13 protein-coding genes and 1 tRNA gene are annotated in these 21,563 nt (G+C 54.5%); 5 read left to right on the forward strand and 9 right to left on the reverse strand.

Translation table 11 applies throughout. The features are described 5' to 3' along the window. Positions 1–173: 173 nt before the first annotated feature. The 4 genes from MFFC18_RS19655 to MFFC18_RS19670 all read right to left on the reverse strand — a co-directional run bounded on the left by MFFC18_RS19655 (position 174) and on the right by MFFC18_RS19670 (position 3,124). Positions 174–488 (reverse strand): carboxymuconolactone decarboxylase family protein, encoded by a 315-nt coding sequence (locus MFFC18_RS19655; protein WP_087149619.1) that lies wholly within the window; start codon positions 486–488, stop codon positions 174–176. A gap of 60 nt (positions 489–548) precedes the next feature. Then, positions 549–794 carry a carboxymuconolactone decarboxylase family protein gene (locus MFFC18_RS19660; protein WP_075083523.1) on the reverse strand — a complete coding sequence of 82 codons (246 nt, stop codon included), beginning with the start codon at positions 792–794 and terminating at the stop codon, positions 549–551. 23 nt (positions 795–817) lie between these two features. Then, positions 818–2,116: a hypothetical protein gene (locus MFFC18_RS19665; RefSeq protein WP_084416967.1), complete on the reverse strand. Its 1,299-nt coding sequence runs from the start codon at positions 2,114–2,116 to the stop codon at positions 818–820. 72 nt (positions 2,117–2,188) lie between these two features. Next, positions 2,189–3,124, reverse strand: coding sequence for an alpha/beta hydrolase (locus tag MFFC18_RS19670; RefSeq protein WP_075083524.1), 936 nt, complete (start codon positions 3,122–3,124; stop codon positions 2,189–2,191). 124 nt (positions 3,125–3,248) lie between these two features. On the opposite strand from MFFC18_RS19670, the gene MFFC18_RS19675 reads away from it, so the two are divergent. Beyond that, positions 3,249–3,322, forward strand: a tRNA-Arg gene (locus tag MFFC18_RS19675). A gap of 85 nt (positions 3,323–3,407) precedes the next feature. On the opposite strand, the gene MFFC18_RS19680 is transcribed toward MFFC18_RS19675, so the two are convergent. From MFFC18_RS19680 to MFFC18_RS19695, 4 genes are all read right to left on the reverse strand, one after another. Continuing rightward, positions 3,408–8,432, reverse strand: coding sequence for a PAS domain S-box protein (locus MFFC18_RS19680; protein ID WP_075083525.1), 5,025 nt, complete (start codon positions 8,430–8,432; stop codon positions 3,408–3,410). A 344-nt stretch (positions 8,433–8,776) separates the two neighbouring features. Next, complete coding sequence (locus MFFC18_RS19685; RefSeq protein ID WP_075083526.1) at positions 8,777–10,090, reverse strand: hypothetical protein; 1,314 nt, start codon at positions 10,088–10,090, stop codon at positions 8,777–8,779. Continuing rightward, the gene (locus MFFC18_RS19690) at positions 10,087–11,370 is read right to left on the reverse strand and encodes an NAD(P)/FAD-dependent oxidoreductase (protein ID WP_075083527.1); all 1,284 of its coding nucleotides are present in this window, start codon (positions 11,368–11,370) and stop codon (positions 10,087–10,089) included. Before MFFC18_RS19690 ends, MFFC18_RS19685 begins: the two co-directional genes overlap by 4 nt. 25 nt (positions 11,371–11,395) lie before the next feature. Next, on the reverse strand, positions 11,396–12,079 hold the full coding sequence (locus MFFC18_RS19695) for a hypothetical protein (RefSeq protein ID WP_148618998.1): 684 nt from the start codon (positions 12,077–12,079) through the stop codon (positions 11,396–11,398). Positions 12,080–12,612: 533 nt separating this feature from the next. Between MFFC18_RS19695 and MFFC18_RS19700 the strand changes: the two genes are divergently transcribed. The 4 genes from MFFC18_RS19700 (at position 12,613) to MFFC18_RS19715 (ending at position 20,204) form a co-directional block, all read left to right on the forward strand. Next, positions 12,613–14,448, forward strand: a complete 1,836-nt coding sequence (locus MFFC18_RS19700; protein ID WP_075083530.1) for a sulfatase-like hydrolase/transferase — start codon at positions 12,613–12,615, stop codon at positions 14,446–14,448. Positions 14,449–14,710: 262 nt separating this feature from the next. Further along, the gene (locus MFFC18_RS19705) at positions 14,711–16,237 is read left to right on the forward strand and encodes a sulfatase family protein (protein WP_075083531.1); all 1,527 of its coding nucleotides are present in this window, start codon (positions 14,711–14,713) and stop codon (positions 16,235–16,237) included. A gap of 117 nt (positions 16,238–16,354) precedes the next feature. After that, on the forward strand, positions 16,355–18,715 hold the full coding sequence (locus MFFC18_RS19710) for a hypothetical protein (protein ID WP_075083532.1): 2,361 nt from the start codon (positions 16,355–16,357) through the stop codon (positions 18,713–18,715). A 40-nt stretch (positions 18,716–18,755) separates the two neighbouring features. Next, positions 18,756–20,204 carry a Gfo/Idh/MocA family protein gene (locus tag MFFC18_RS19715; protein WP_075083533.1) on the forward strand — a complete coding sequence of 483 codons (1,449 nt, stop codon included), beginning with the start codon at positions 18,756–18,758 and terminating at the stop codon, positions 20,202–20,204. A gap of 236 nt (positions 20,205–20,440) precedes the next feature. Here the strand turns inward: MFFC18_RS19715 and MFFC18_RS19720 are convergent, their stop codons facing one another. Beyond that, on the reverse strand, positions 20,441–21,436 hold the full coding sequence (locus tag MFFC18_RS19720; protein WP_075083535.1) for an MDR family oxidoreductase: 996 nt from the start codon (positions 21,434–21,436) through the stop codon (positions 20,441–20,443). Positions 21,437–21,563: the final 127 nt, after the last annotated feature.

Raw genomic sequence — 21,563 nt, forward strand, 5'->3', positions numbered from 1 at the left:
CAGGTGGCATAGGCTTCCAGCCTGTGATTGCGCTGTCGTCAAATCCCCGCTGTACTCAAGAGAAAATCTCAAGTTCAATCAAACACTCAAGCTCATTCACTCAAGCTCATTCACTCAAGCCCCAGACATCCATGCAATGACAGGCTGGAAGCCTATCCCACCTTGGCTCAAACCTATCCAGCCTCGATTTCTCCACCTGCGGAAAACTTCGCTTTCTCCGCAAGCCACTTCCGCTTCTCAATACGCGACATCCAGCCCTCCGGCTCGACATCCAAACCATCGGCCACGCGATTGATGTAGTTGAAATAGCCAATCACTTGCACCACAACGGTGATCTGGCTATCGATCAAACCAAGCGCCTTCAGTTTCCCAACGTCGGTGGCATCCATTTGCCCCGGAGTCAACGTCAGCTTCACCGCATAATCGCAAAGAGCACGGTCGACCGCATCAAGCTCGCTGTCGTCGCAAGCCCGATAATCCCAGATCAACTTCTCCGCGACGTCCGGACGCCCTGACTCCTGACCGAAGTCTTCTGCATGTGAAAGCGTTCAGTAAAAACAGTCGTTGACGTTGCTAACCACCGCCGCCAACATCTCACGGCGAGTTGTTGAAAGCTCATTTTTCCCTTTCATCAACGCGCCATAGAAACCCATCGAGCCTTCGCAGCTTTGCGGATCCTGCGACATAACTTTGATGATTCCCGCCACATAACCGGCTCGCTTCATCGCCGACGCATAAATACGAGCCAGCCGTCCGGTCGCGTTTTCGGGTTCGATTTGTTCAATAAAAGGCATCGCTAATCTCGGCAAATTCTCGATCAATTAAACCAAACGGCGAAGCCAAAGAAGTTACCGCGAAAAACACGTTGGAACTCGGCCCACGTTTCAGGCTCGCTGCACTTTCCCATTTTCACAAACGGCACCGCACCGCTGCCATGAATCCACAGCACCAGATCGAAGTCTTCTGGTTCATGAAACACTCTGTGCAGGTCGATGCCGCGTTTCTTGTTCGTGCCACGCCAAAATGGAATCAACAACTCGCCATTAAGAATCTGCTCGCCCTCCACCAGAAACTTCTCCCAGGAATCAGTCATGTTCCGTGTAATCCGAACCGCAGCAAACGGATTCGACTGGTTTGGAGACGGAATCCACTCCTGATCGTCGTCCGTTTCCGCATTGATTCGCTTCCACATCTGGCGGCTGTGCCCGATCGTATTTAGTAAATGCTGGTGCGCCACTTTCAGTCGCTCGGGTTCCTTCACCGGGAACCGAATGTTGTGAATCGCCGCGATGATGTCAGCGATCTCCATATAAAAGTCCCTGTCGTCCCCGTCAACGTCCGCCTCTTCAGTCAGAAAATCGAACTTCGTTTCTCCCTTCTCAAACATTCGATGCGAGACCACTTCCCAGAACTCGGTCTGATCGTAAGCCAGAAAAATCTCGCCCAACGAACGCAGCAAACAGCTGTAGCCTCGCAGCCAATCGACATCCGCTCGATCGAAATGGATGGACTTGTCCATCAAGTCTTTCACCCGTTCCGGATCGCGTCGACCGCCGAGATACTGCATCAACGCCGGACCGAGGTTTTCGTTTGCCCCAGCAACTCCGTCACCATCGAAGTCCAGCTTGATCTGCATCACGCGCAGCGGAAGCTTGACGTCGTCTGAATCGATTTTCGCCAGCGTTTTGTCGACTTCTTCGAGATCGTTGATGAAATCCTGAATCATCTCACGGACATCGTCCAGCGAAACGGGCTCCGGATCGGGGTTGTCCGGGACAGGGAGCCGCAGGAACGGGATCTGGCCCATCGCAAACGATCGACCGGGACCAAATCGATACAGCGTTTGCCCCATTTTCTCCACGGACTGAAAAAACTGGACAAAGCCCAACTCCATGAGCAACTGATCGTCTTCCGGAGATTTCAACAACGCCGCACGAAGCTTCGCCTCGCCATCGGCAAGCTTCCCGGTGGTTAGATACGGGGCAATAATCGTTTCTGCTACGACGACCTCGGTTTGCTGGGCCTTCGCTGACGAACAAAGCCCAACCAGCGCAACGGCAAGGCAGAAACCTGCTGTGGAAATCGCAAAAATCAAGCTGTGACGTAATGATTTCATCGTAGGCCCTTCCGAAAGTTGTAGACGAATCAGATTCAGGCAACACTGGAGATACGCCCGAGCACAAAGAGCTTACTCATCTTTCGTCGGCGAGTTTAAGAATCCGTTCAGCTCCAGCCAGACTTTCAAATTTTCTTCCCAGCCATCGGTGGCTTTGCCGCGTTTGTACAGCCCGTAGCCATGGCCGCCTTCTTGCCAGACGTGAACTTCCGCTTTCACACCGTTTTGCAACAGGCGAGCGAGCAGAAGTCCCGCTTGAGCACCGCGCATGTTGTCATCCGCAGTTACGGCCATAAAGGTAGGAGGCGTGTTTTCGGTCACGTTCACCAAATCGCCCAGCTCGACGACATCGTCTTTGTAGTCATTGCCAAGGTAAGCCGCGTAGATCGGACAGATGAAGTTCGGACGACAGCTCAGTTTGTCGGCATCGTCGACCGGATCGTAGCTTTGCGTTTCGAATTGCGTCCCCGCCATCACAGTCAGATGACCTCCTGCGGAAAACCCGAGCACGCCGATTCGGTCGGAATCAATTTTGTACTGGTCGGCTCTGCTGCGAACGATACGGATGGCTCGTTGCACGTCCTGCATCGGTTCCCAGTGAATTTTCTCCTGGCGACGTGGCACTCGATACTTCAGTAAAAACGCCGTGACGCCCTGCTCGTTGAACCACTTCGCCAGATCGATGCCTTCGTGCTTGTAGGCCAGCATATAGTATCCACCGCCAGGACAAATGACGACTGCCGTCCCGTTTTTCTTCTCAGCTGGCGGCTCGTAGATCGTCAGCATCGGCGACTCGACGTGGAAGATTCGCTCGTCCGTCGTTTTGGATTTGGCTTCTTCGATCTGTTTTTCCGTCAACGGCTTGGCGTCGGCCGGCAAGCCGTCGGGCCACAGCTCGATGGTGGTGTGCTGTTTGGCTTCTTGGGCGTATCCGTGGTTTCCGACGATAATCGCCAGCAGGCAAAGGCAAGCTGGCACGAGCGGGGAGCGAAAAAGCAAAGCGTTCATGTGAAGAATCCAGTTGAATTGAGGGTCTTTGGTGATGGCTGACGAACCTACGAGAGTTTTCGCTGTCCACCATTCACAGCAGGGCCGATTATCGCTTAAAATCGTGCCGCGATGTTGTTCGCACGCCTCCATAGCTCAACTGGATAGAGCAGCCGCCTTCTAAGCGGCAGGTTGCAGGTTCGAGTCCTGCTGGGGGTGCTATTTGGCAGCCGTTGCCGGGAATTTGTCCGGCGTGTTCGGCGAGACGATTGTCGTCGTCCGGCAGAGTCCACACACCGGCGCGTTATTGATTGGGCGATTGATCTCGGTCGAGGTAGTTGACCAACTTCTGCACAAACAGCGGGCCATCGAGCGGCTTGGACAGATAATCGGTGCAGCCAGCTTCCAGGCACACTTCACGATCACCCTCCATGGCATGTGCCGTCAGCGCGATGACGGGCTTGTCAAAGCCTGACGCGCGAAGCCGCCTGGTCGCTTCGTAACCATCAACGACCGGCATCTGCATATCGATCACGACCAGGTCGAAAGGCTGCCCTGCCTGCTCCGCGGCTTCCACAGCATCAATTGCTTCCTGCCCGTTTTCGGCAGTGACTACCGTTCCGCCGGCGTCTTCGATGAAGTGCTGGGCGATGAAGCGAATTTCGCGGCGGTCATCCACCACCAGAATCCTTCCATCGATGCCCGTCTGTTTGGTCGGCGACAAACCCCGCCGTGAAACTGCCTTGTCGGGTTGATCCCAATCGGATTGCGACACAAACCCTGAACCCTTGGCAATTTCCGACTGGATCATCAACGTAAACTGACTGCCACCGCCCGGTTCGCTGGTCACGCTGATCTCACCATCCAGGTTTCGAGCCAGTCGCTGGCTGATCGCCAAGCCCAGTCCCGTACCGCCAAACTTCCTTCCGACCGAAGCGTCGCCCTGCATGAACGGATCGAACAACCGGGTCAAGTGCTCGGACTCGATCCCGATCCCTGTGTCGATCACATCGAAGTAGGTACGGCATTGCGTTTCGTCTGGCTGACGCTCACTTCTAACAGAAAGTTGCACTGAACCCGACTCCGTGAACTTGATTGCGTTCCCCAGCAGGTTAACGAGGATCTGTTTGAGCCGTTTGGAATCGCTGCGAATTTTCCGGGGGATTTCGTTGGCAATGCTGACCTCAAACGCCAGCCGTTTTTCGGTAGCGCGGACCAGCATCAATGACTGCACGTCAGACAGAAGTCGATCCAGGCGGAAGATCTTCCTGCCCAACTCCAGTTTCCCGGCTTCGATTTTTGAGATATCGAGGATGTCGTTGATGATATCCAGCAGAAAATTTCCGTTGTTGCGAATAATGGAGACGCAATTCAAATCGTCCGGATCGTTCAAATGCCCGGAAAGAATGTCGGCGTACCCGATGATGGCACTCATCGGCGTGCGAATCTCATGGCTCATGTTTGCCAGAAATTCGGATTTGGATTCGTTGGCTTGCTGCGCCCGACGCTCACTTTCGCGCAACGCCTCAGCCGCCAGGCGCTCGGCCGTGTTGTCCCAGTTAAGCCCAAAGATTCGCAGAATTTCACCGTTCTCGTCACGCACGACTTCGCCAACGCCATAGATCCATCGCACCTGGCCGTCAGGTCGGACGATACGGAATTCTGAGTCGTACGGCGCACCTCGCCTGGTGGATCGATGCCACGCATCTTTGAGAATGGCGACATCGTCTGGATGCACGTTTTTGAAAAACAGTTCCGGCGACGGCGTCTGATTCCGGTCGGCTCCGATCATGTCATAAAGTTCGTCGGTCCAGAAACTGGCTTCCGGAGTCCATTCCCAGGCAGCCAGACCCGCAGCTTTCATGGCCATTTTCAAACGCAGTTCGTTGTCGGCAAGCTTCTGCTCCGCCGCCTTGCGATCGGAAATATCGACGCCCGACGGAATCAGGTAGCTGATCTCTCCGGACGCATCGTGCACCGGAGCGATCATGAAATCGATCATCAATGGCTTTCCATCTTTGGAAAACAGGCCGATATCAAATCGAACTTTCTCGCCGGCAAACGCCCTGTCCATTGCTTCGCGAATTCGGTTGGCGACCGCATCGTCATAGGTCCACCACGCACATTCGGCGAAATGCTTCCCGATCACGTCCTCACGTTCCAGGCCGGCAATGTTCATCGATCGATCATCGACTTCCAGCAATAGCCCATCACTACCGATGACGCCAACGAGCCCCAGCTGATTGTTGATGACACGTCGCAGGTGTTCTTCGCTGGACCGCAACGCCTGCTCCGCTCGCGTCCGCTCGATCCGCAGATAAAGCATGTCGCCGATCTCGCGAAGTAATTCGATTTCATCCTGACGCCACGAATAGCGTTCATCTTTCTGGGCAGCAAGAATGAAGGTCAGCCGCTGTTCTTGCGTGCATCCAACAACGACCAGGGAGTGGATGTCCAGTTCAGCAAAACTGGCTGCCAGTTCGGAGTCGCGCATCAAAGCCGTATCGTCAACGACCAGAATGCCGCCTTCCCTGAGCTCATGCCTTTCTTCGACGGACCAGAAATCCGCCATTTCATAGAGGCCCTCTATGTTTGGATGGTGTTCGGCGTGTTCGTCATGAAAGACGTTGGCAATTTCTGCCCGATCGTCGATATCCACCAACAGGCAATGGGCAAGCCCAAGAAATTTTCGAATCTGTGAACACGCCGCGCGGATAATTTCATCCGGCGTATGCAAGTCGTTGATCGAACTGACAAGATCCGCAAAGAAAGCAAGCGATATTTCGCCACGTTTCCGGGACGTAATGTCCGACGCGATCCCAGTGACGCGGACTGCGTTGCCTTCCTGGTCGCGATCAACGACGCCATCGATTTTGGTCCAGATAATTTCACCGTCCGTGCCACGACGAGCGCGGATCTCGTAGTCCTCCCTCTTCGAATCCGAATTCAGAATCGAATCGATGACCTCTTCAACAACGGGGCGATCTTCCGGCAGCGTCAGTTCCAGGAAAGCATCCGGAGTCTCGGCGAATTCACCTTTCTCGAAACCGTAGATCTCATAAAGTCGATCTGACCAACTGATACGATTGGCGGCAATGTCCCAGACCCATGTCCCCATCTGACCGGCCTCCAGTGCCAGGCTCAAATGCCTTTCCCGCTGACGGGCCTTTCGTTCGGCTCGCTTGCGATCACTGATATCGACTCCCGAAGGAATCAGATGCGTGATGGAGCCCTGATCATTGCGTACCGGGATCATCATGAAATCGATGTCCATCGGTTGATCGTTTTTCATTCGCACCGTTTCGTCATAGCGAACGGTCTCACCGCCAGTCGCTTTGGCGACCGCCTTCTTCAGCCTGGCGGCGACCCGGGAACTGTAGCTCCACCAGTAACAGTCCCAAAATGGTTTGCCGATCACGTCTTCGCGGCTCAATCCGCCCGCATTGAGCGCCGTCTGGTTGACCTCCAACATGATGCCTGAGGGGTCAAGCACGCCAACGAAATTCAGCATGTTATCGATGACTCGTCGCAAACCCGCATGCTGTTCGGCGATTTCACGTTCCCAGATTCGGCGCTGTGAAATGTCCCGAAACGTAACCACACAGCCCAAAATTTCGTCGTCGATCATCTTCGGGTACGACCAGTACTCAACCTCCAGCGACGCCCCGTCGGCCCGCCAGAAAACTTCGGTGTCCACGTGTACCTGTTCCCCGCGCAAATACGCCTGATTGATCAGGCACTCGTGTTCAGGATATGGCTGGCCGTCCACTTTTGTGTGATGGATCAGTTCATGCATTGAATGGCCAATGAAATCACTGGGGCAGTCGTACCCCAGAATTCGGGCAGCGGCCTGATTGGCAAACGTGCACTTTCCATCGACGTCAATTCCGTAAATGCCTTCCGCGGTAGCCGCAAGAATTGCGCTCATTCGCTTTTCGCGATGCTTGCGACGGTAGTTCGATCGCTTCAGCTCCGTGATGTCCGTTGCCAAAACACAGGTTCCAACCAGTTCGCTCTGGTCATTGACATCGGGAGTAAAGGTCACACTCGCGAACCGGATCCCCTCCTCGGGATCGCGTGGCATTGCCATCTCGTATTGTTGGCGGTCTCCTCGCAATGCCGCGTCCAGGCAGTCCGCCAGTTCCGCGAAAGGCCCCGTCATCAAACCGTCCGCCAGGCTTCCAACAATCTGGCTCGACGGCTGCCCAATCCAGTCGCAGAACTTTTGGTTGGCAAACTGACAACGGCGATTGATATCAATGTACGCGATTGCAGCCGGGACTGTATTGGTAATGGATCGAAACTGCCGATCCGCCTGCCGATAGCCTGCTTCCTTACGACGAAATTCGGTGACGTCAGTAAAGGTAATCACCAATCCATCCAGCAGCCCCTGATTCGTCCGGTAGGGCAGGGCTTTGCGAACAAAGTACCGCTCATCATGGGTTCCGATCGTTAGCTGTTCCGGTTCCGATTCACTGACATCTGTGGGACGCGGAATGGGAGGCATAAAATGCGCACGCGATTCGATGCTCTCCAGCGAACGTCCAATGTCGTTCGGCTGAAGCGGATAGATCGCGGTTACCGCCGGCGTGAAGCTTCGGATCAACAAATTGTTATCCAGAAAGATCGTGGCCGTCTGTGTGCTGCGGATCAGGTTGTCCAAATCCTCGGCGACGCGTTGATGCTGACCTCCGGTGAGCAGGGCACCAACGGCGGGAGTTGCGGGCCCGCTCTCCAGAGCTGCGGTTTGAGCCGATTTACCGAAGGGCACCTGTTTGCGCAAAAATTCGAGCACCTGAGACGCAAGCTCTGCGGGCGCTTGACCTGCGTGACAAACCAGTGCCAATCCTCCGACTTCCCGAATTGCACTCAAACCGTTTTCGACGAAGGCATCTTCATTCGCAAAAGACACCCCGACAGCAGATGATTGAAACATATCCGCCAGCGACTTAAAAATAGGCTCAACCAAATCCTCGCCAGCAGCGTCTCTCTTGACCACCGAAACACGGAACGAGCCACTGGCAATCGCAACGCGGCGACGCGGCGGTACGACGTAGATCCTGCCGGGCTCAATCAGCATCCGGTTCTTGACCGGAGTAACCTGCAGCGCAGAATCCCCTTGCAGCCAGCGGGCCGGATCGCGTTGGGACGCGGGAGGAATTATCACGACCGATTCGGATCCGACTTTCAGGATCTGTTGGCAGAACTGGCGAACCGTCGAGGCATCCCTGTTCGACGTGCACAGCTCAATTAGATGCTGATTGCCTTGCGGTTCAGCGCTGGCCTGGCCATCGAAAGATTCACTCGAATCACGGTCAGTCGAATGCATGTAGGGTAGGTGCCGGAGGCAGCCGTGTGAATGTTAAGTTGCAACTCGAAAGGACGACATTGCATGACGGCCATTGACATAGTCCGGACCGCCCCAAGTCCAGAATTGTATGCCAAAGCCGCCGTATTGTCTTTGGCCGGACCGGCAATATTCCAGGCGGAACCTTTCCAACATCCGCCTTTTTCCATGATTCATAACCGTCCAGATGAGGACCGGGCGCTGGAAACTTTGCAATGCCTGCCCGGCGCTCACGTTAACCTTGCGCGGCGAAGCCAGAGACTTATACCGGTACGCTGTCTACGAATCCTGAGGCTTCCGAATCTGGCGCAGCAAAAAGATGTCGCTCAGGCGCTTGGTAGCAGCCGCCGAGTCGTATCGAAGAAGGCATCCACAAAACGCTCGGCATCGGCCTGCGCAATGGATCGTGGGTCGTATTGCATGCTGAAGCGCACTTGGCCTGAATACTCATAGACAACGATAGCGATCGGCATCCCTCGGTGCATCGTCGGAACAACCTCGACCTCGGTCACCGCGACACCGTCCACATTTTGGCAGTCAAAGAACTCGAATCCGCGGTCAAGGCGGCCGAGATTCGAAAACAGGGTGGTTGCGGTTACGTTTTGTGGCGACCCGAACCGCGCTATTCCTCCGGGCAACCGGCGAAAGAGCCCCAGCACTCGCCAAAAGTTCAAACTCAACCGCCAGCGTTGCACGACTCGAACTTCCTGATCAACGCTATGCAGCAGCGTTGCTGGATTGGCAACCTCGTCTCGCGACCGATCAAAGCTTATCACCGTGCAATGATTGCAGGCCGACAATCGATTGCTTGACGAGTTGCGTTCGTTAAAAGGAATTGCCAGGCGAAGATGACTGCCTTTCGCTTCCATCCTGTGCCGGGTCTGATATTCGTCGATGGCAACGTAGAGGTTTCGGGCTAACAAAGAATTCGTCGAAACGCGATTGTCGCGAGCGCACTTTCGCAAGTCCGCGCTGGTCTGCCGGTCGAAACAACGCGTGATGACTTTGGCCGGGACCGGGTCAAGGCCCGCGGAGTCGATGGGCTTACCAAGCAGAGGGATCACTTTGCGGCCCAGCACCTGAACCGTTGCCCGGACCGACTTCCATTGCCCTGGCAACAGTTTCACTGCCTGCAATACGGAAACTGAAGGACGGCATCTTCGCAAAAGCTGATTCTGGTCGTAGTCGCCGGCAGGTTCTTTCCCACAATAGATTCGCCACCAGTCCTGAAACAGCTGCAGGAACCCGAGCCCGTCGAATGCAACATGATGGACGTGAAAAAGCATCGTCGAAGATGAATCCGGCCTCGAGTAGCAGTGGACTCGCAGAGGCCTTTCTTTTTCCGGATCAAACCAGGGCTGCGGATAGCCGGCCTCTTCAAACTCATTTTCGAACCATTGAATTTCGATTCGTCGCGGACAATGAACCCATCGTGATTTGCCATTCGAGCCGACTTCGATGCGCGAGCTGGCCAGCACGTGATGCTCGCAGACTTTGTCGATCGACTGCTGAGCCTTCGCACGGTCCAGGTGACTGTTGAGCTGGAACTTTACGAAGAAGGACGACGGCGCGTCAGGGTGATCGCGATAGAGGAATAGTTCTTCAAAAGCAGACAGTGGAAACGATTGCTGGTCACTCATTCTTCTGCCCCAAATCGCCATCGCAACAAGCGAACGTAGGCATCCACTCCGGATTTCAATATTGCTCCGCCAGGGATCCAGTTCGGTTTCTTCAGCGACTGAATCAGCGCAAGCAATTCGGAACGATGCCCCATCGCCAGCTCCGCCAACAATCGTCCGGATGTAGTTCCGTGTGCGATTCCGTGTCCGTTGTAGCCAGTTGCAAAATACACATTGTCCGACGACTGACCGAACAGGCTGCCGCCGTTGGCGGTGATGCTGATTGGGCCACTCCACGTGTTGGCGACTTGCATTTTGCTCACATCTGCCACCCCGGAAAATCGTGACTGCAGCGTTCGCAACTGGAAACTGGCGACCCGCTTGAGTTCGGCTTTGGGATCTGCGGACCGCGTCCCGAACTCGGCAGTATTGCGAATGAACAATCGATTTCCCACACGGCGAATTGAACTTCCGACTCTTTCTGACGAAGTGATCCCCCACGCAGGATTTTCCTGACCACTTGTTGGAAACTCGACCTCGCTAACAAACGTCCGCATCGGAAACACACGATGCTTGCCGATGCCAAACTGATTCGCAAACGCATTCACAGACAGAATCATTTGACCCGATTCGATCACGATCCCGCCGTCAACGATCGCGTTTCCGTTTGGCAGAACAGCAGTCACCGCGGAGTTCGTCATCAGCGTCACGTTGGGCGGCAAAGTCTCGATCAGGCCTCGGAGCAGTTTCGCCGGGTTCACCATCACCGATTCCGTTTGTCGAATCGCGGCGTGATAGGTGGCCATGGAAGTGTGCTCGCGAACCTGTTCTCCAGATAGTCGCACGATTGGCGAACCCAATGCTTCGAGCGACCGGGCTATCCTGTTGAGCGACTTCATCCCGGGTGCGGCTCGGGCTCCGATCAATCGCCCAGCATTATTCCAGTCGCAATCGATCCTGTGATGCTCAACAAGCTCACGCAGCTGCCGAATCCCGTCGCTCCCCAGACGGTAGAGTTTTTCGTTTTCCGGTAGCCGCGGGTGATAGAAATGGCCAATCGGCACAACGAATCCGGACGAGCGACTGGAGCTTCCATCGAGGACTTCGCCAGCGTCAACGATCAACACACGATCGTCAGGTTTCGCGATCGCGATTCGCCGCGCAGCTGCGACTCCCGTGAATCCTGCTCCAACGATCAGCCAGTCGACCGACTGGTCCTGCTCGACTTTCGAAAACGTCGGCAACGTCCCGACACCGTCAAGCCAACTGTTGTGTTCGAGTGTTGGTTCGGAACAGGGCATTGCTCGCACGCAGGTTTTTGCGATCCTAGAAACTGCTGGCTGCGGATTGGCTTGAGTGATTGGCTGGTCCGACGACATTCCCGTTTCTGCGACCAGAAGACTTGGCGGCTTTTCGCTCAAGCAACGTCAAAAACACTTTTACAGGTTCGATATTGATCAGCGCGATCGTTTCTTCGGAAGAATACTTCATTCCGGGCAAGGTCAGGGTTGCGCCGGAATAGAGCTTGGTGGGCTTGAGCCAAAACGCAAGCGACTTCATACGCGTGTTGCTGTTGTCGAACGTGAACAGAAAGCTGTTCTTTTTCGATTTGACCAGATGGCCGATCAGCAACCGCCAGAACAATATTGAGAGGAAAGGCGACTTCATTTTCGGCGCCAACCAGAGCCCGTTGATTTCAGCCACATCGCCGCGTTCGTTGAGTGACTGATGAGCCCCACGATGCTGATCGGGAATTCCTGCGATCGATCGAAACGGCCCGCTTCCAACAAGCATGACTCCGCCGCAAAGCTGGTCGTCCTCATCAAGCACGGCCAGCACGTCAGCGCGATCGACGTAGTGGGTCGGGAACGCGATATCAAGCTGCTCCTCGGTACGCTTGAGATAGGAAGTACGCGAACTGCCTTCGAGGACAACCAGTCGATGGCTATTGCACGATCGATGTGGATGTCCGGAGCGACGTTTCGATCGTTCGCTTGACGAAGTGCTCATGTTGATTCCCATCGCTTGAGTCAGTCTTGCACGGTTCAACGCCAGTTGGACCCATGACTGAGATCGAGAGAATCCGCCTAAATGTCAACCAATTCCCGTGTCGCGACGCAAAAAACAGCTCATTGTGCCACCCGGCATCCCAAGCCAGCCAACCGGTTGTGAAGAAGAACGGGTCAGGAAAGATAATCGGACCAGCAACACGCTGCCGCAAATCCGAGCACCGTCTTGAGCCCAGATCGTGGCTTGGCCTGAAGTCGAATTGAACCTGGCGATTACAGATCGCAGCACGCGCCAACTGCCTCAAACCGGGCGCAACGGTGACTCGCTCGCAGAGCGATCGTGCCGCGAACTCTTGGCCACCATTGCATGTTTTTGGTTGTTTCACTGCTCGAGCGCCGCCTCTCGCTTGCAACATCGTGTACGCTTCGAAACGATGAATCTGATTTTGTTTGCACTCAGATTTTTCGGAAGCAGCCCGCAATCAACGGACTGCTGCACCTGTGCCGACCACATTCTCCACTATCGAGCTCCACATGCCCAAATTTGCATTTTTCGTTTTACTCGTTTTAGTGAGCGACCTCGTATCCGGTGCGACGCAGGTGTTGGCAGAACAGCCCAACGTACTGTGGATCGTTACCGATGACCAACGCTACGATTCGGTTCAGGAGTTCAATCGCATTCTGCACGATCGCGACCACAGCGCTCTCGGCCATGTCGAATCGCCGAACGTTGATCGACTGGCGAAGATGGGCACAACGTTTATCAACACCTACTGCCAGGCCCCGGGGTGCGCTCCGTCTCGCGCGTCGATGCACTACGGACGCTATCCGTTTCGCAGCGGCGTCTACGAATTCGAGTATCACAACAATACTGTGGAACACTGCCGCCCAACGTTGCCCGAGGAGATGGCGGCGATCGGATATCAGACGGTACAGATCGGAAAACTAGGCGTGCGAATCAAGACGCTCAACCGGAATGGCAAACCTGTCAAGCATCCGATTTACCAAACAGAGATCAGTTCCAAATTCCTGGCGAAGCAGGGCCTTTCGGATCGTGGCAAGGACTGGTTTTTTGAGCTTGATGGTGAGAAGCTCGAAACGCCGCTGAAGTCCGTCGAATATTTCATTACGCCCGATGGAGAATTCGAGATGACCAGTCCACAGATCGAAGTGTTTGAAAAGTACAAAGGTCAAAGTAAGCGAATCGATGAGAAATACGATCTGCTGAGACACTACAACAAGAAAAAACCAGGCCTGCCTGGAGCTGGCATCGCGATCACCGGAGTCAGTTCGCGGAAGGCCGGCAAGACCCGCGACGGATATTACGCCTCTGTGTTCGGTGACTTCCTCGAATCCGCTGACCAACCGCTGCAGATCGGCAGCGAATCCTTTACCGGCGTCGACACCTCCAAACCGCTTTTCTGCCACATCGGTTTTGACTTTCCTCACACGCCAGTCAATCCTCCGAAAAGCTTTCGTGATCGCTTTCAACAATTCGACTACAAGATCCCCGAGTTCGACGAAGCGGAACTAAAGACAATGGCCAGGCAGATGAAAAAGCAGGTCACCAGCGGATACAGCGATCATCTGACCGATGAAGAGAAACAAAAGATGACGCAGGATTATTACGCGTTTTGCGCTTACGGAGATTCACTGGTCGGCCAGTCGGTTGACTCATTCGTACAGTACAGTGAAAAACACAACCAGCCATGGATGGTCGTTTACGTATGCGGCGATCACGGTTGGAAGCTGAACGAACACGGATCGATCTCGAAGTTTTCGCCCTGGGACGTTGACTGCCACAACCCGATCATTGTCGTGTCTTCGGACAAGCAAATTTTTCCATCCGGAAAGGTCGTCACGGACTTTACGGAGTTCGTTGACATCGCGCCGACAATTTTGGCCGCAGGCGGGGCAGAACTGGACAACGAAAAGTTCCAACATCTCGACGGGCAAAACCTTGCCAAAGTCGTTTCGGGCGAGGCTCCAGTTCGCGACTACGTGATTGGCGAATGTCATGCCGTGACCGGACCGCGGGCCTATATTCGAACGAAAGACTACGTGTTCTCCTGCCAAACCCGACCGGATAAACGTCGCGGCAGGAATCTGCAGTGGGCGATGGAAGCCAAATACGAAGAGATTGATCCTGCACTTTATCAAACCGGCACCGATCCTGGCGAAGTCAATAATCTCGCGTTCAACGAGGATCACAAACAGACCGCGCTGGTTTTGAAAGACAAGTTGCTTTCGATTGTGCTGGGCGATGATCGTGTGGAAGTGGACTGGGGAAGCAAGGGTGGCGGAACTGAGATCTTTCGCAGCAACAATTCGCCAGACGCAGACGACAAGAAACTGGACCTCTCGAATTAATCAGGAAGGCCGAAGCTGACCGGTATCGAGAGATCTGTTCAAGCCGGTTCGCTGTTTGTTCGTGGCTTTTCTCAAGCGTGCCGCAGACGTTTCGTTGCACACGAACCGCAGGGAACGCTATCGATGACGATCGCCAAAAGGACAATCCAGATTTTCTCGACAATTCGCGAATCTGAAATCGTGTTCAGTTCGATTCGAAGCTCAGCCGCATTGGCTCAGCTACAATTTTGGTAAGCCAACCACCACCTACCAAAACGAAACCATGAATCGACTGATCGCAGTTCTGCTTGTCCTTGCATTTCTGGGCAATGTTACTTTCGCGGATGAACTCTCGCAGAAACCTAACATCGTGCTCGTCCTGGCGGATGATTTGGGGTTGGGCGACGTGAGCTTTCACACGCGTCACGTTCAAAAGAAAGAGCCCCTCTTCGAGACACCAACTCTCGACGACCTGGCGGCGAAAAGTTTGTGGTTTACTGACGGTCATTCGGCAACAGCGCTTTGTGCGCCCACTCGATACGCGGTCATGAGCGGCAACAACAACTATCGCTCCTATCAACCGTGGGGCGTCTGGAGCACTTTTGCGAAAACGGCTTTCGTGAAAGGCCATGCAACGCTCGGCACCGTCGTACGTGATGCCGGCTATCGCACCGGCTTTGTTGGCAAATGGCATCTCGGCGGTGACTTCAACGTCCCGGGATCGGATCAAGTCTTCCGCGGCAAAAAGAACGGTGACCTTCGCGGCAAAGTCGACATGACGAAAATGATCGGCGGCGGCCCAAAGTTCTGCGGCTTTGACTATGACTTCACGACGCCCTGTGGCATCCAGGGGCCACACTATTTGGTCTACGAGAATCAGGTTTGGGCGCCGATCAACAATGTTTCGAAAATCATTTTCATGAACAAGGATACCGCCAAAAACCCTGGCGACCTGGCGTCCAAGGGCGAGGGCATGGGGGATTCTCAGTGGGACACCCGTCAGCTTGGAAAGATTCTGTCTGCGAAAGCGGTCGACTTCATCGAGGAGAGTGCCGCACAGGAAGAGCCGTTCTTTCTGTACTACTGTTCGCCGATGGTTCACCGGCCTCACGTTCCACCCAAAGAGTTCGACGGCAAACCAATCAAAGGTCAGACTCCGAGCAGCCACCTCGACATGGTGTTGGACTTTGACATGCAAATGAAGCGGATCGTTGATGCACTCAAGGCGACAGGCGAGTTCGAAAATACGCTGTTCGTTTTGACTTCGGACAACGGTGGCTTGCAAGACGGGCCTGCACGGAAAGTCGGCTATCAGGTTGGCGGCGGCTTCAATGGCAGCAAAAACAGTCCGCTCGAAGGAGGGCATCGCATTCCCTGTTTCGCGATGTGGCCTGGCAAAATCGAGCCTGGAATTTGCGATGAACTGGTCGTCAACCAGGACATGATCGCGACCTTTGCCGCACTGGTTGGAACTGAAATCCCGGAAGGGCAGGCTCAGGATTCCAACAACCTGCTTCCGCTACTGACAGGAGACGGCAAATTCAGGCCACGTTCCAGTTGGATCAATCAAGCGGGCTCCAAAAATGAGGTCATGATCCGAAAAATGCCGTGGAAGCTGATTATCCAGAGCAACAACAAGCGTTCCAGGTTTGAACCGATTGCTCTCTACAACCTGCAGAGCGACCCTGGCGAAAAACAGAATCAACTGAAGGTCGACGCGCACCAGAACGTGGTTGCAACGCTGTTGGCCGAGTATCTCGAAACCGTCAACTCGGGCCAACCAACGGCTCCATCAAGAATGAACGACTAAAAAGTCAACTCGATCGCGAACCTGCCCTGTGCCTCCGACGGCTTCAAGAAAGACTCACTGTGACTTTCAGGCAAATTGAACAATCCAATATTCACGCAGCGAAACCAGGCGAAATCCATGACCTACCGAAACCAGATCAGCCAACTGTTGCTTCTCCTGTTTGCCACGTTTACTTTCCCGAATGGAATGTGGGCTCAGGAACTAAGTGCCGAAGGGCAACAGGCCAAAGCGACTCACGACTATCTGTTTGAGACTTTCGCCAAAGATCGCAAAACGATCTATCAGGGCAACGGAAACAATCGAGCGCTGAAGCAGGTTTTGATTTTTGAAGAGTCAAAGCAAGTTACCGATGGTTTCGAGCTCGTGCTGCCTGACGGCGCCGAGCGGATCGCCGGGCTCTTTCGTCATTTCGGGTTTAAAGGCGACAACCTCGACCGAATCAAGGAAGTTCACGTCTACCCGTTTTCACCCGACAAAATGCCGCCTCGCAGCGTGCAGGTGAAAGACTTCTATCGAGTTCAGATGCCGTCGATTCCGCTTGCTGACAAGCCATTCGGTCAAATGAAGATCGTGTTCTTTATGAAGGACAAAGAAGAAACCTGTCGCATCGACAACCTGGCCTTCATCGCGCAGAAAGCCATCCCGCCAACCTTTGACACGATCCCCTATCGCGATCTCGGGTCCGAGTTTCCACGCGAACGTGTTGAAATTCTGATCGACACAGAACATGAGCTTTCCATCGACGGTTCGACCGCGCTTCAGCGAGACCGCTGGTTTCGAATGCACGAAACGCCGGGTGTCGTCGATCAGTCATTCGAAAAATGGGCCAAGGAACGAAACTTTCTTCCGGGCCGCGGCGCGTTCAAGTTCAAGCCTGGAATTACGCGTGCGTGGGGAAACTGGAAACCACTCACCGAACGGGCTGACAAACCGGGCGCCGCTGATCTTTCGTTCTTTGATCAGTACGATGCCGGAAAGCGACTTCGCAGCACGATCGATCATTTCAAGACAAAACCGTTTGCTCTGTGCTTCAACGACTGGCCGGACTTCATGTCGGTCCCGCTCGTTGGACGCGGTACGCCGAAACCGGAATACTTTGACGACGCAGCCGAACTGGCGGCCGCCTATGTAGAAGCTCAAATCAGGGACGCCGGCTACACCGCTGCGTGGTGGGAAGTAAAAAACGAGAGCAGCGTTCAATCAGAATGGGCTCATCACTGGAAAGAGGCTCAGGGAATCGACGGCTGGGGCTTGCTGGCTGACTTCCACAACCGAGTCGCCGACGCGGTTCACGCCAAAGCACCCAATGTGAACGTTGGCGGGCCTTCTTCGGCCTACATGCAGGTGCAGGTGAAGGACTTTAGCATCTACAAGAGCCAGGCTCGTTTCATTGAAGAGACGCGAGGGCACATTGATTTCTTCTCGCATCACTTTTACGAAAATGCCCTGATGCTGGGCGCTCACGAGCGGCGAGGAATGGGCTATTCGAATTATTTGCTGGGGCGATACGAAGCGATCCTCGACATGCTGCGGGCTCACATGCACAAAGCCGACAACGTGCTGCCGATCCTGATCACAGAAACCGGCTCGTTGCAAAATGGCCGCAAACCGTCTGACAACTGGCTGCGATTGCTGGCGTGGAATGCCTATCTCACCAAGTCCATGCAGCGTCCGGATCAGATCGATCTGTACGTGCCGTTTGTGTTTCTGCATATGTCGTGGAACCCGATGAGCGGCGACGCAGCGTTCACTCCAAAAGACGGAAAACGCTCGGGAAAAATCGGCGATTTTGAAAAGACAACCATCGCCAACTATTTCGAACTGTGGCGTGATTTTGATGGGCACCGACTGCCTGTTGAGTTCAATCGGGACTGGTTGGACGTGATTGCGGTTCACGACAAAGATCGCATTTCACTGGCAGTAACCAACATGGGAGGACGACAGATCGCTGTGGACCTTTCGAAAGTTACGGCTCAAATTGACGCCACTTCGGCGACTCAAATACGACTGAACTATCACAAAGGAAAAGTCGTCTTTGAGCCGGAACACGCAGTCGATGCTTCGGCTGTCCCGGTCGACGTCAATGAAACGACTGTGATCCGGCTAATGCCGAAGGAGCCGCTTGCTCCCGGGAAAAGTCTGTCGCTCGAGCGGCACTACGCAGCAGAAACTGCCGTCAAATCAGCCGGAGGAGCACAGGTTTTCAACATCAAGATTGATGAACCTGAGGAGATCGTCTCAGCAAAGCTGATCATTGGAGTCCACCGTCGCGGCGGACTCAAAGAGCCGCTAACAGTGACTTGCAACGGCCAGTCTGTTAAAGTCGACAGCGGTGACGCGGATGAGTTCACGGAGTTCTTCGCTCCATTGGATGCAGCGCTCCCTGCTTCGGTTCTGGCCAAAGAAAACGAGATCTCGATCACGGCGCAGGACGACACAACGCTTACTTCCGTCCAACTGGAAGTGCTGCGAAAGTAGCGGTTTATTTACAACAATCTGGCTTTAGACAAGGAAACCAATGTCAAAACTACCCAAGACGAATCGTCGCGACTTCATCAAGTCATCCGCAGCCATCGGTGCCGCCGCTTCGATCCCTTACATCTGGACCAGTTCGTCGGCGCGGGCGATCGATCTGAACAGCAAGCCAACGATCGCAGCAATCGGTGTCGGCGGAAGTCGAGGCCGCTACAACCGGGGCGGCGGGATCGCCAATGGTGCGGCTCAGTTCGGCCAGATGATTGCCGTCTGCGATGTCGACAAACTGCACAATGAGGAGTTCAACGCGAAATACGACGGGAAACTGGGCATGTACCAGGATTACCGCAAGCTTTTTGAGAATGAGAAACCTGATGTGGTCACCATCGGAACGCCTGACCACTGGCACATCCCGATTGCATTGCATGCCCTGGAACATGGGGCTGACGTCTACTGCGAAAAGCCGCTGACGCTGACGATCGAAGAGGGAAAACTGATTCGCGAAGCGGCTGAAAAATCAGATCGCGTTTTCCAGGTCGGAACGCAGCAACGCAGCACCAACCTGTTCATGTACGCCGTCGCAATCGTTCGCAGCGGTAGACTTGGTGACAACGTCGTGGCTCACTGTGGCATCGACCCGGCACCGGTCGGCGGACCGTTCGAATCCACCAGCGTTCCGGAAGGTTTGGATTGGGATTTGTGGCTGGGCCCAACCGCGACGAAAGACTATTCCGAAGAGCGACGAAAGTACTTTCGCTGGTACCTTGAATATTCCGGCGGCAAGATGACGGACTGGGGTGCTCACCACGTCGACATCGCACACTGGGCTCTCGACCTGGGCAGCAGCCCGGTGCAGAAAGTTTCTGGCAAGGGACAGATGACACCGATCGTTCCCGACGACTTTGACTGGAACGCATTCTTTGACGGACAGGCTGATTTGCCGAACGCTTACAACGCAGCGACCAAGTTCAATATCGATCTGGACTTTGCCGGCGGGAAGAAGATCACGGTGAACCACCGTTACAAATCGGGGAATACCGAATTCGGCAATGGCATTCTGTTTGAAGGCGACAAGGGTCGAATCTTTGTCAACCGCAGCAAGTTGCAAGGCTCTGTCGTCAAGGACATGTTCGGCGATAACCTTGAGAAGAAAACCAACGCGGATGGAAAACGCGTGGACAACTTCAAAGAGTGCATTGCTCGCCTGGACGAGAAAACGAAAGAGGAGTTCGACGCGGCGTTCAAGATGCTGTTCAAAGGCAGAAAACCAGCCTGGCACATGAAGAACTTCTTTGATTGTGTGCAGGATCGCGCGGAGCCGATGTCGGACGTTGATAGCCATGTCAACACAATGAATTCGCTGCACATGTGCAACATCAATTTGATGCTGGGGCGCGACTTGAACTGGGACGGAACAAGTTTTGGCAGCGATGATCAGGCCAATGCCCTGATTCGCAGAAAGCGCCGTGAGGGATTCGAGCTGGGCGGCTAGAAAATGTCGCTGCGGGCGATGGATGAGCGGGTTGGTTTCGGCGGGAGGTTCAAGGTCCTGCCGAAACATTTGCTCGCGAGCGTTCAGATTCAGCCTGAGTTTGAGTTGAGTTTTGGCTGGAGATCATCGTTTAGTGAACCGCAAACTTGTGAGTTGCCGAGCGAGCGGACCATCTCGAAGCGGACCAATCGGAACAGCGTTCGCGCATGAGTTCACAGGCTGGAAACCTATGCCACCTAAGTCGCGTTCACGTCGACGACGACGCGGCCTTTGACTTTGCCTTGGAGAATTTCGCTCCCAAGCGAAGGCACATCGGAGAGAGTCGCGGGCTGGATCATGGCTTCCAGCTTCTCCATCGGCAGATCCGAGGCGATTCGCTGCCAAGCTCGCAAGCGATTTTCGTAGGGCTGCATCACACTATCGATGCCCAACAGATTTACGCCGCGAAGCAAAAACGGAATCACGCTGGCTGGAAGTTTTGCTCCGCCGGCAAGCCCGACTGCGGAAACCGAAGCGCCATATTTCAACTGCCCCAGGACTCGAGCCAGCATTTCGCCTCCGACAGCATCAACACAGCCCGCCCAGGTTTCGCGTTCGAGCGGCCGTTTGGTAACCGTGTCGATTTCGCTTCGCGGCACGATTCGCGTCGCGCCCAGCGACTTCAGATAGTCCGCAGTTTCGGGGCGTCCAGTCACGGCAGCAACTTCGTAGCCACGCTTTCCGAGAATCGTTGTAGCAACTGAACCGACTCCGCCAGCGGCTCCGGTGACGAGCACTTCACCATGATCCGGCTTGAGCCCATGGTCTTCGAGAGCCATAACAGCAAGCATCGCCGCGAATCCCGCCGTACCGACAGCCATCGCCTGACGCGTGGTAATTCCTTCCGGCAACGGCACCAACCAGTCGGCATTGACTCGAGCTTTCTGGCTGAAGCCTCCCCAATGCGATTCTCCAACGCGCCAACCGGTCAGCACAACCTGGTCGCCGACCGAATAACGTGAATCATCCGACGACTCAACGGTTCCCGCAAAGTCGATGCCTGGGACGTGAGGATAATTTCGCACCAGCCCATTGTTGGGCTGCAGGCAAAGTCCATCTTTGTAGTTAACCGTCGAGTACTCGACAGCGACGGTAACGTTGCCTTCGGGCAGTTGATCTTCGGTCAATTCAGTGACGGCAACGGAGACTTCGGTGTCGCTTACTTGCTCGACGACGATGGTATTGAAAGGCATGGAATTTTGAATTGGAGGGTGAAGTTCGGTTCGTGCCGACGAGTCAAACTTTCGGGACTGGTCAAAGCTCGACGGGCAAATGATTTTTCTTGCAGCTTCGATATTCTAACGTCGATATCGAAAGTGC

This window comes from Mariniblastus fucicola, from assembly GCF_008087665.1.
Lineage (GTDB): Bacteria > Planctomycetota > Planctomycetia > Pirellulales > Pirellulaceae > Mariniblastus > Mariniblastus fucicola.

Excerpts from the sequence above, each read along its gene's own strand:
- MFFC18_RS19660 (WP_075083523.1), bottom strand. The coding sequence starts at position 794 with ATGCCTTTTATTGAACAAATCGAACCCGAAAACGCGACCGGACGGCTG.
- MFFC18_RS19665 (WP_084416967.1), bottom strand. The coding sequence starts at position 2,116 with ATGAAATCATTACGTCACAGCTTGATTTTTGCGATTTCCACAGCAGGT.
- MFFC18_RS19670 (WP_075083524.1), bottom strand. The coding sequence starts at position 3,124 with ATGAACGCTTTGCTTTTTCGCTCCCCGCTCGTGCCAGCTTGCCTTTGC.
- MFFC18_RS19680 (WP_075083525.1), bottom strand. The coding sequence starts at position 8,432 with ATGCATTCGACTGACCGTGATTCGAGTGAATCTTTCGATGGCCAGGCC.
- MFFC18_RS19685 (WP_075083526.1), bottom strand. The coding sequence starts at position 10,090 with ATGAGTGACCAGCAATCGTTTCCACTGTCTGCTTTTGAAGAACTATTC.
- MFFC18_RS19690 (WP_075083527.1), bottom strand. The coding sequence starts at position 11,370 with ATGCCCTGTTCCGAACCAACACTCGAACACAACAGTTGGCTTGACGGT.
- MFFC18_RS19695 (WP_148618998.1), bottom strand. The coding sequence starts at position 12,079 with ATGAGCACTTCGTCAAGCGAACGATCGAAACGTCGCTCCGGACATCCA.
- MFFC18_RS19700 (WP_075083530.1), top strand. The coding sequence starts at position 12,613 with ATGCCCAAATTTGCATTTTTCGTTTTACTCGTTTTAGTGAGCGACCTC.
- MFFC18_RS19705 (WP_075083531.1), top strand. The coding sequence starts at position 14,711 with ATGAATCGACTGATCGCAGTTCTGCTTGTCCTTGCATTTCTGGGCAAT.
- MFFC18_RS19710 (WP_075083532.1), top strand. The coding sequence starts at position 16,355 with ATGACCTACCGAAACCAGATCAGCCAACTGTTGCTTCTCCTGTTTGCC.
- MFFC18_RS19715 (WP_075083533.1), top strand. The coding sequence starts at position 18,756 with ATGTCAAAACTACCCAAGACGAATCGTCGCGACTTCATCAAGTCATCC.
- MFFC18_RS19720 (WP_075083535.1), bottom strand. The coding sequence starts at position 21,436 with ATGCCTTTCAATACCATCGTCGTCGAGCAAGTAAGCGACACCGAAGTC.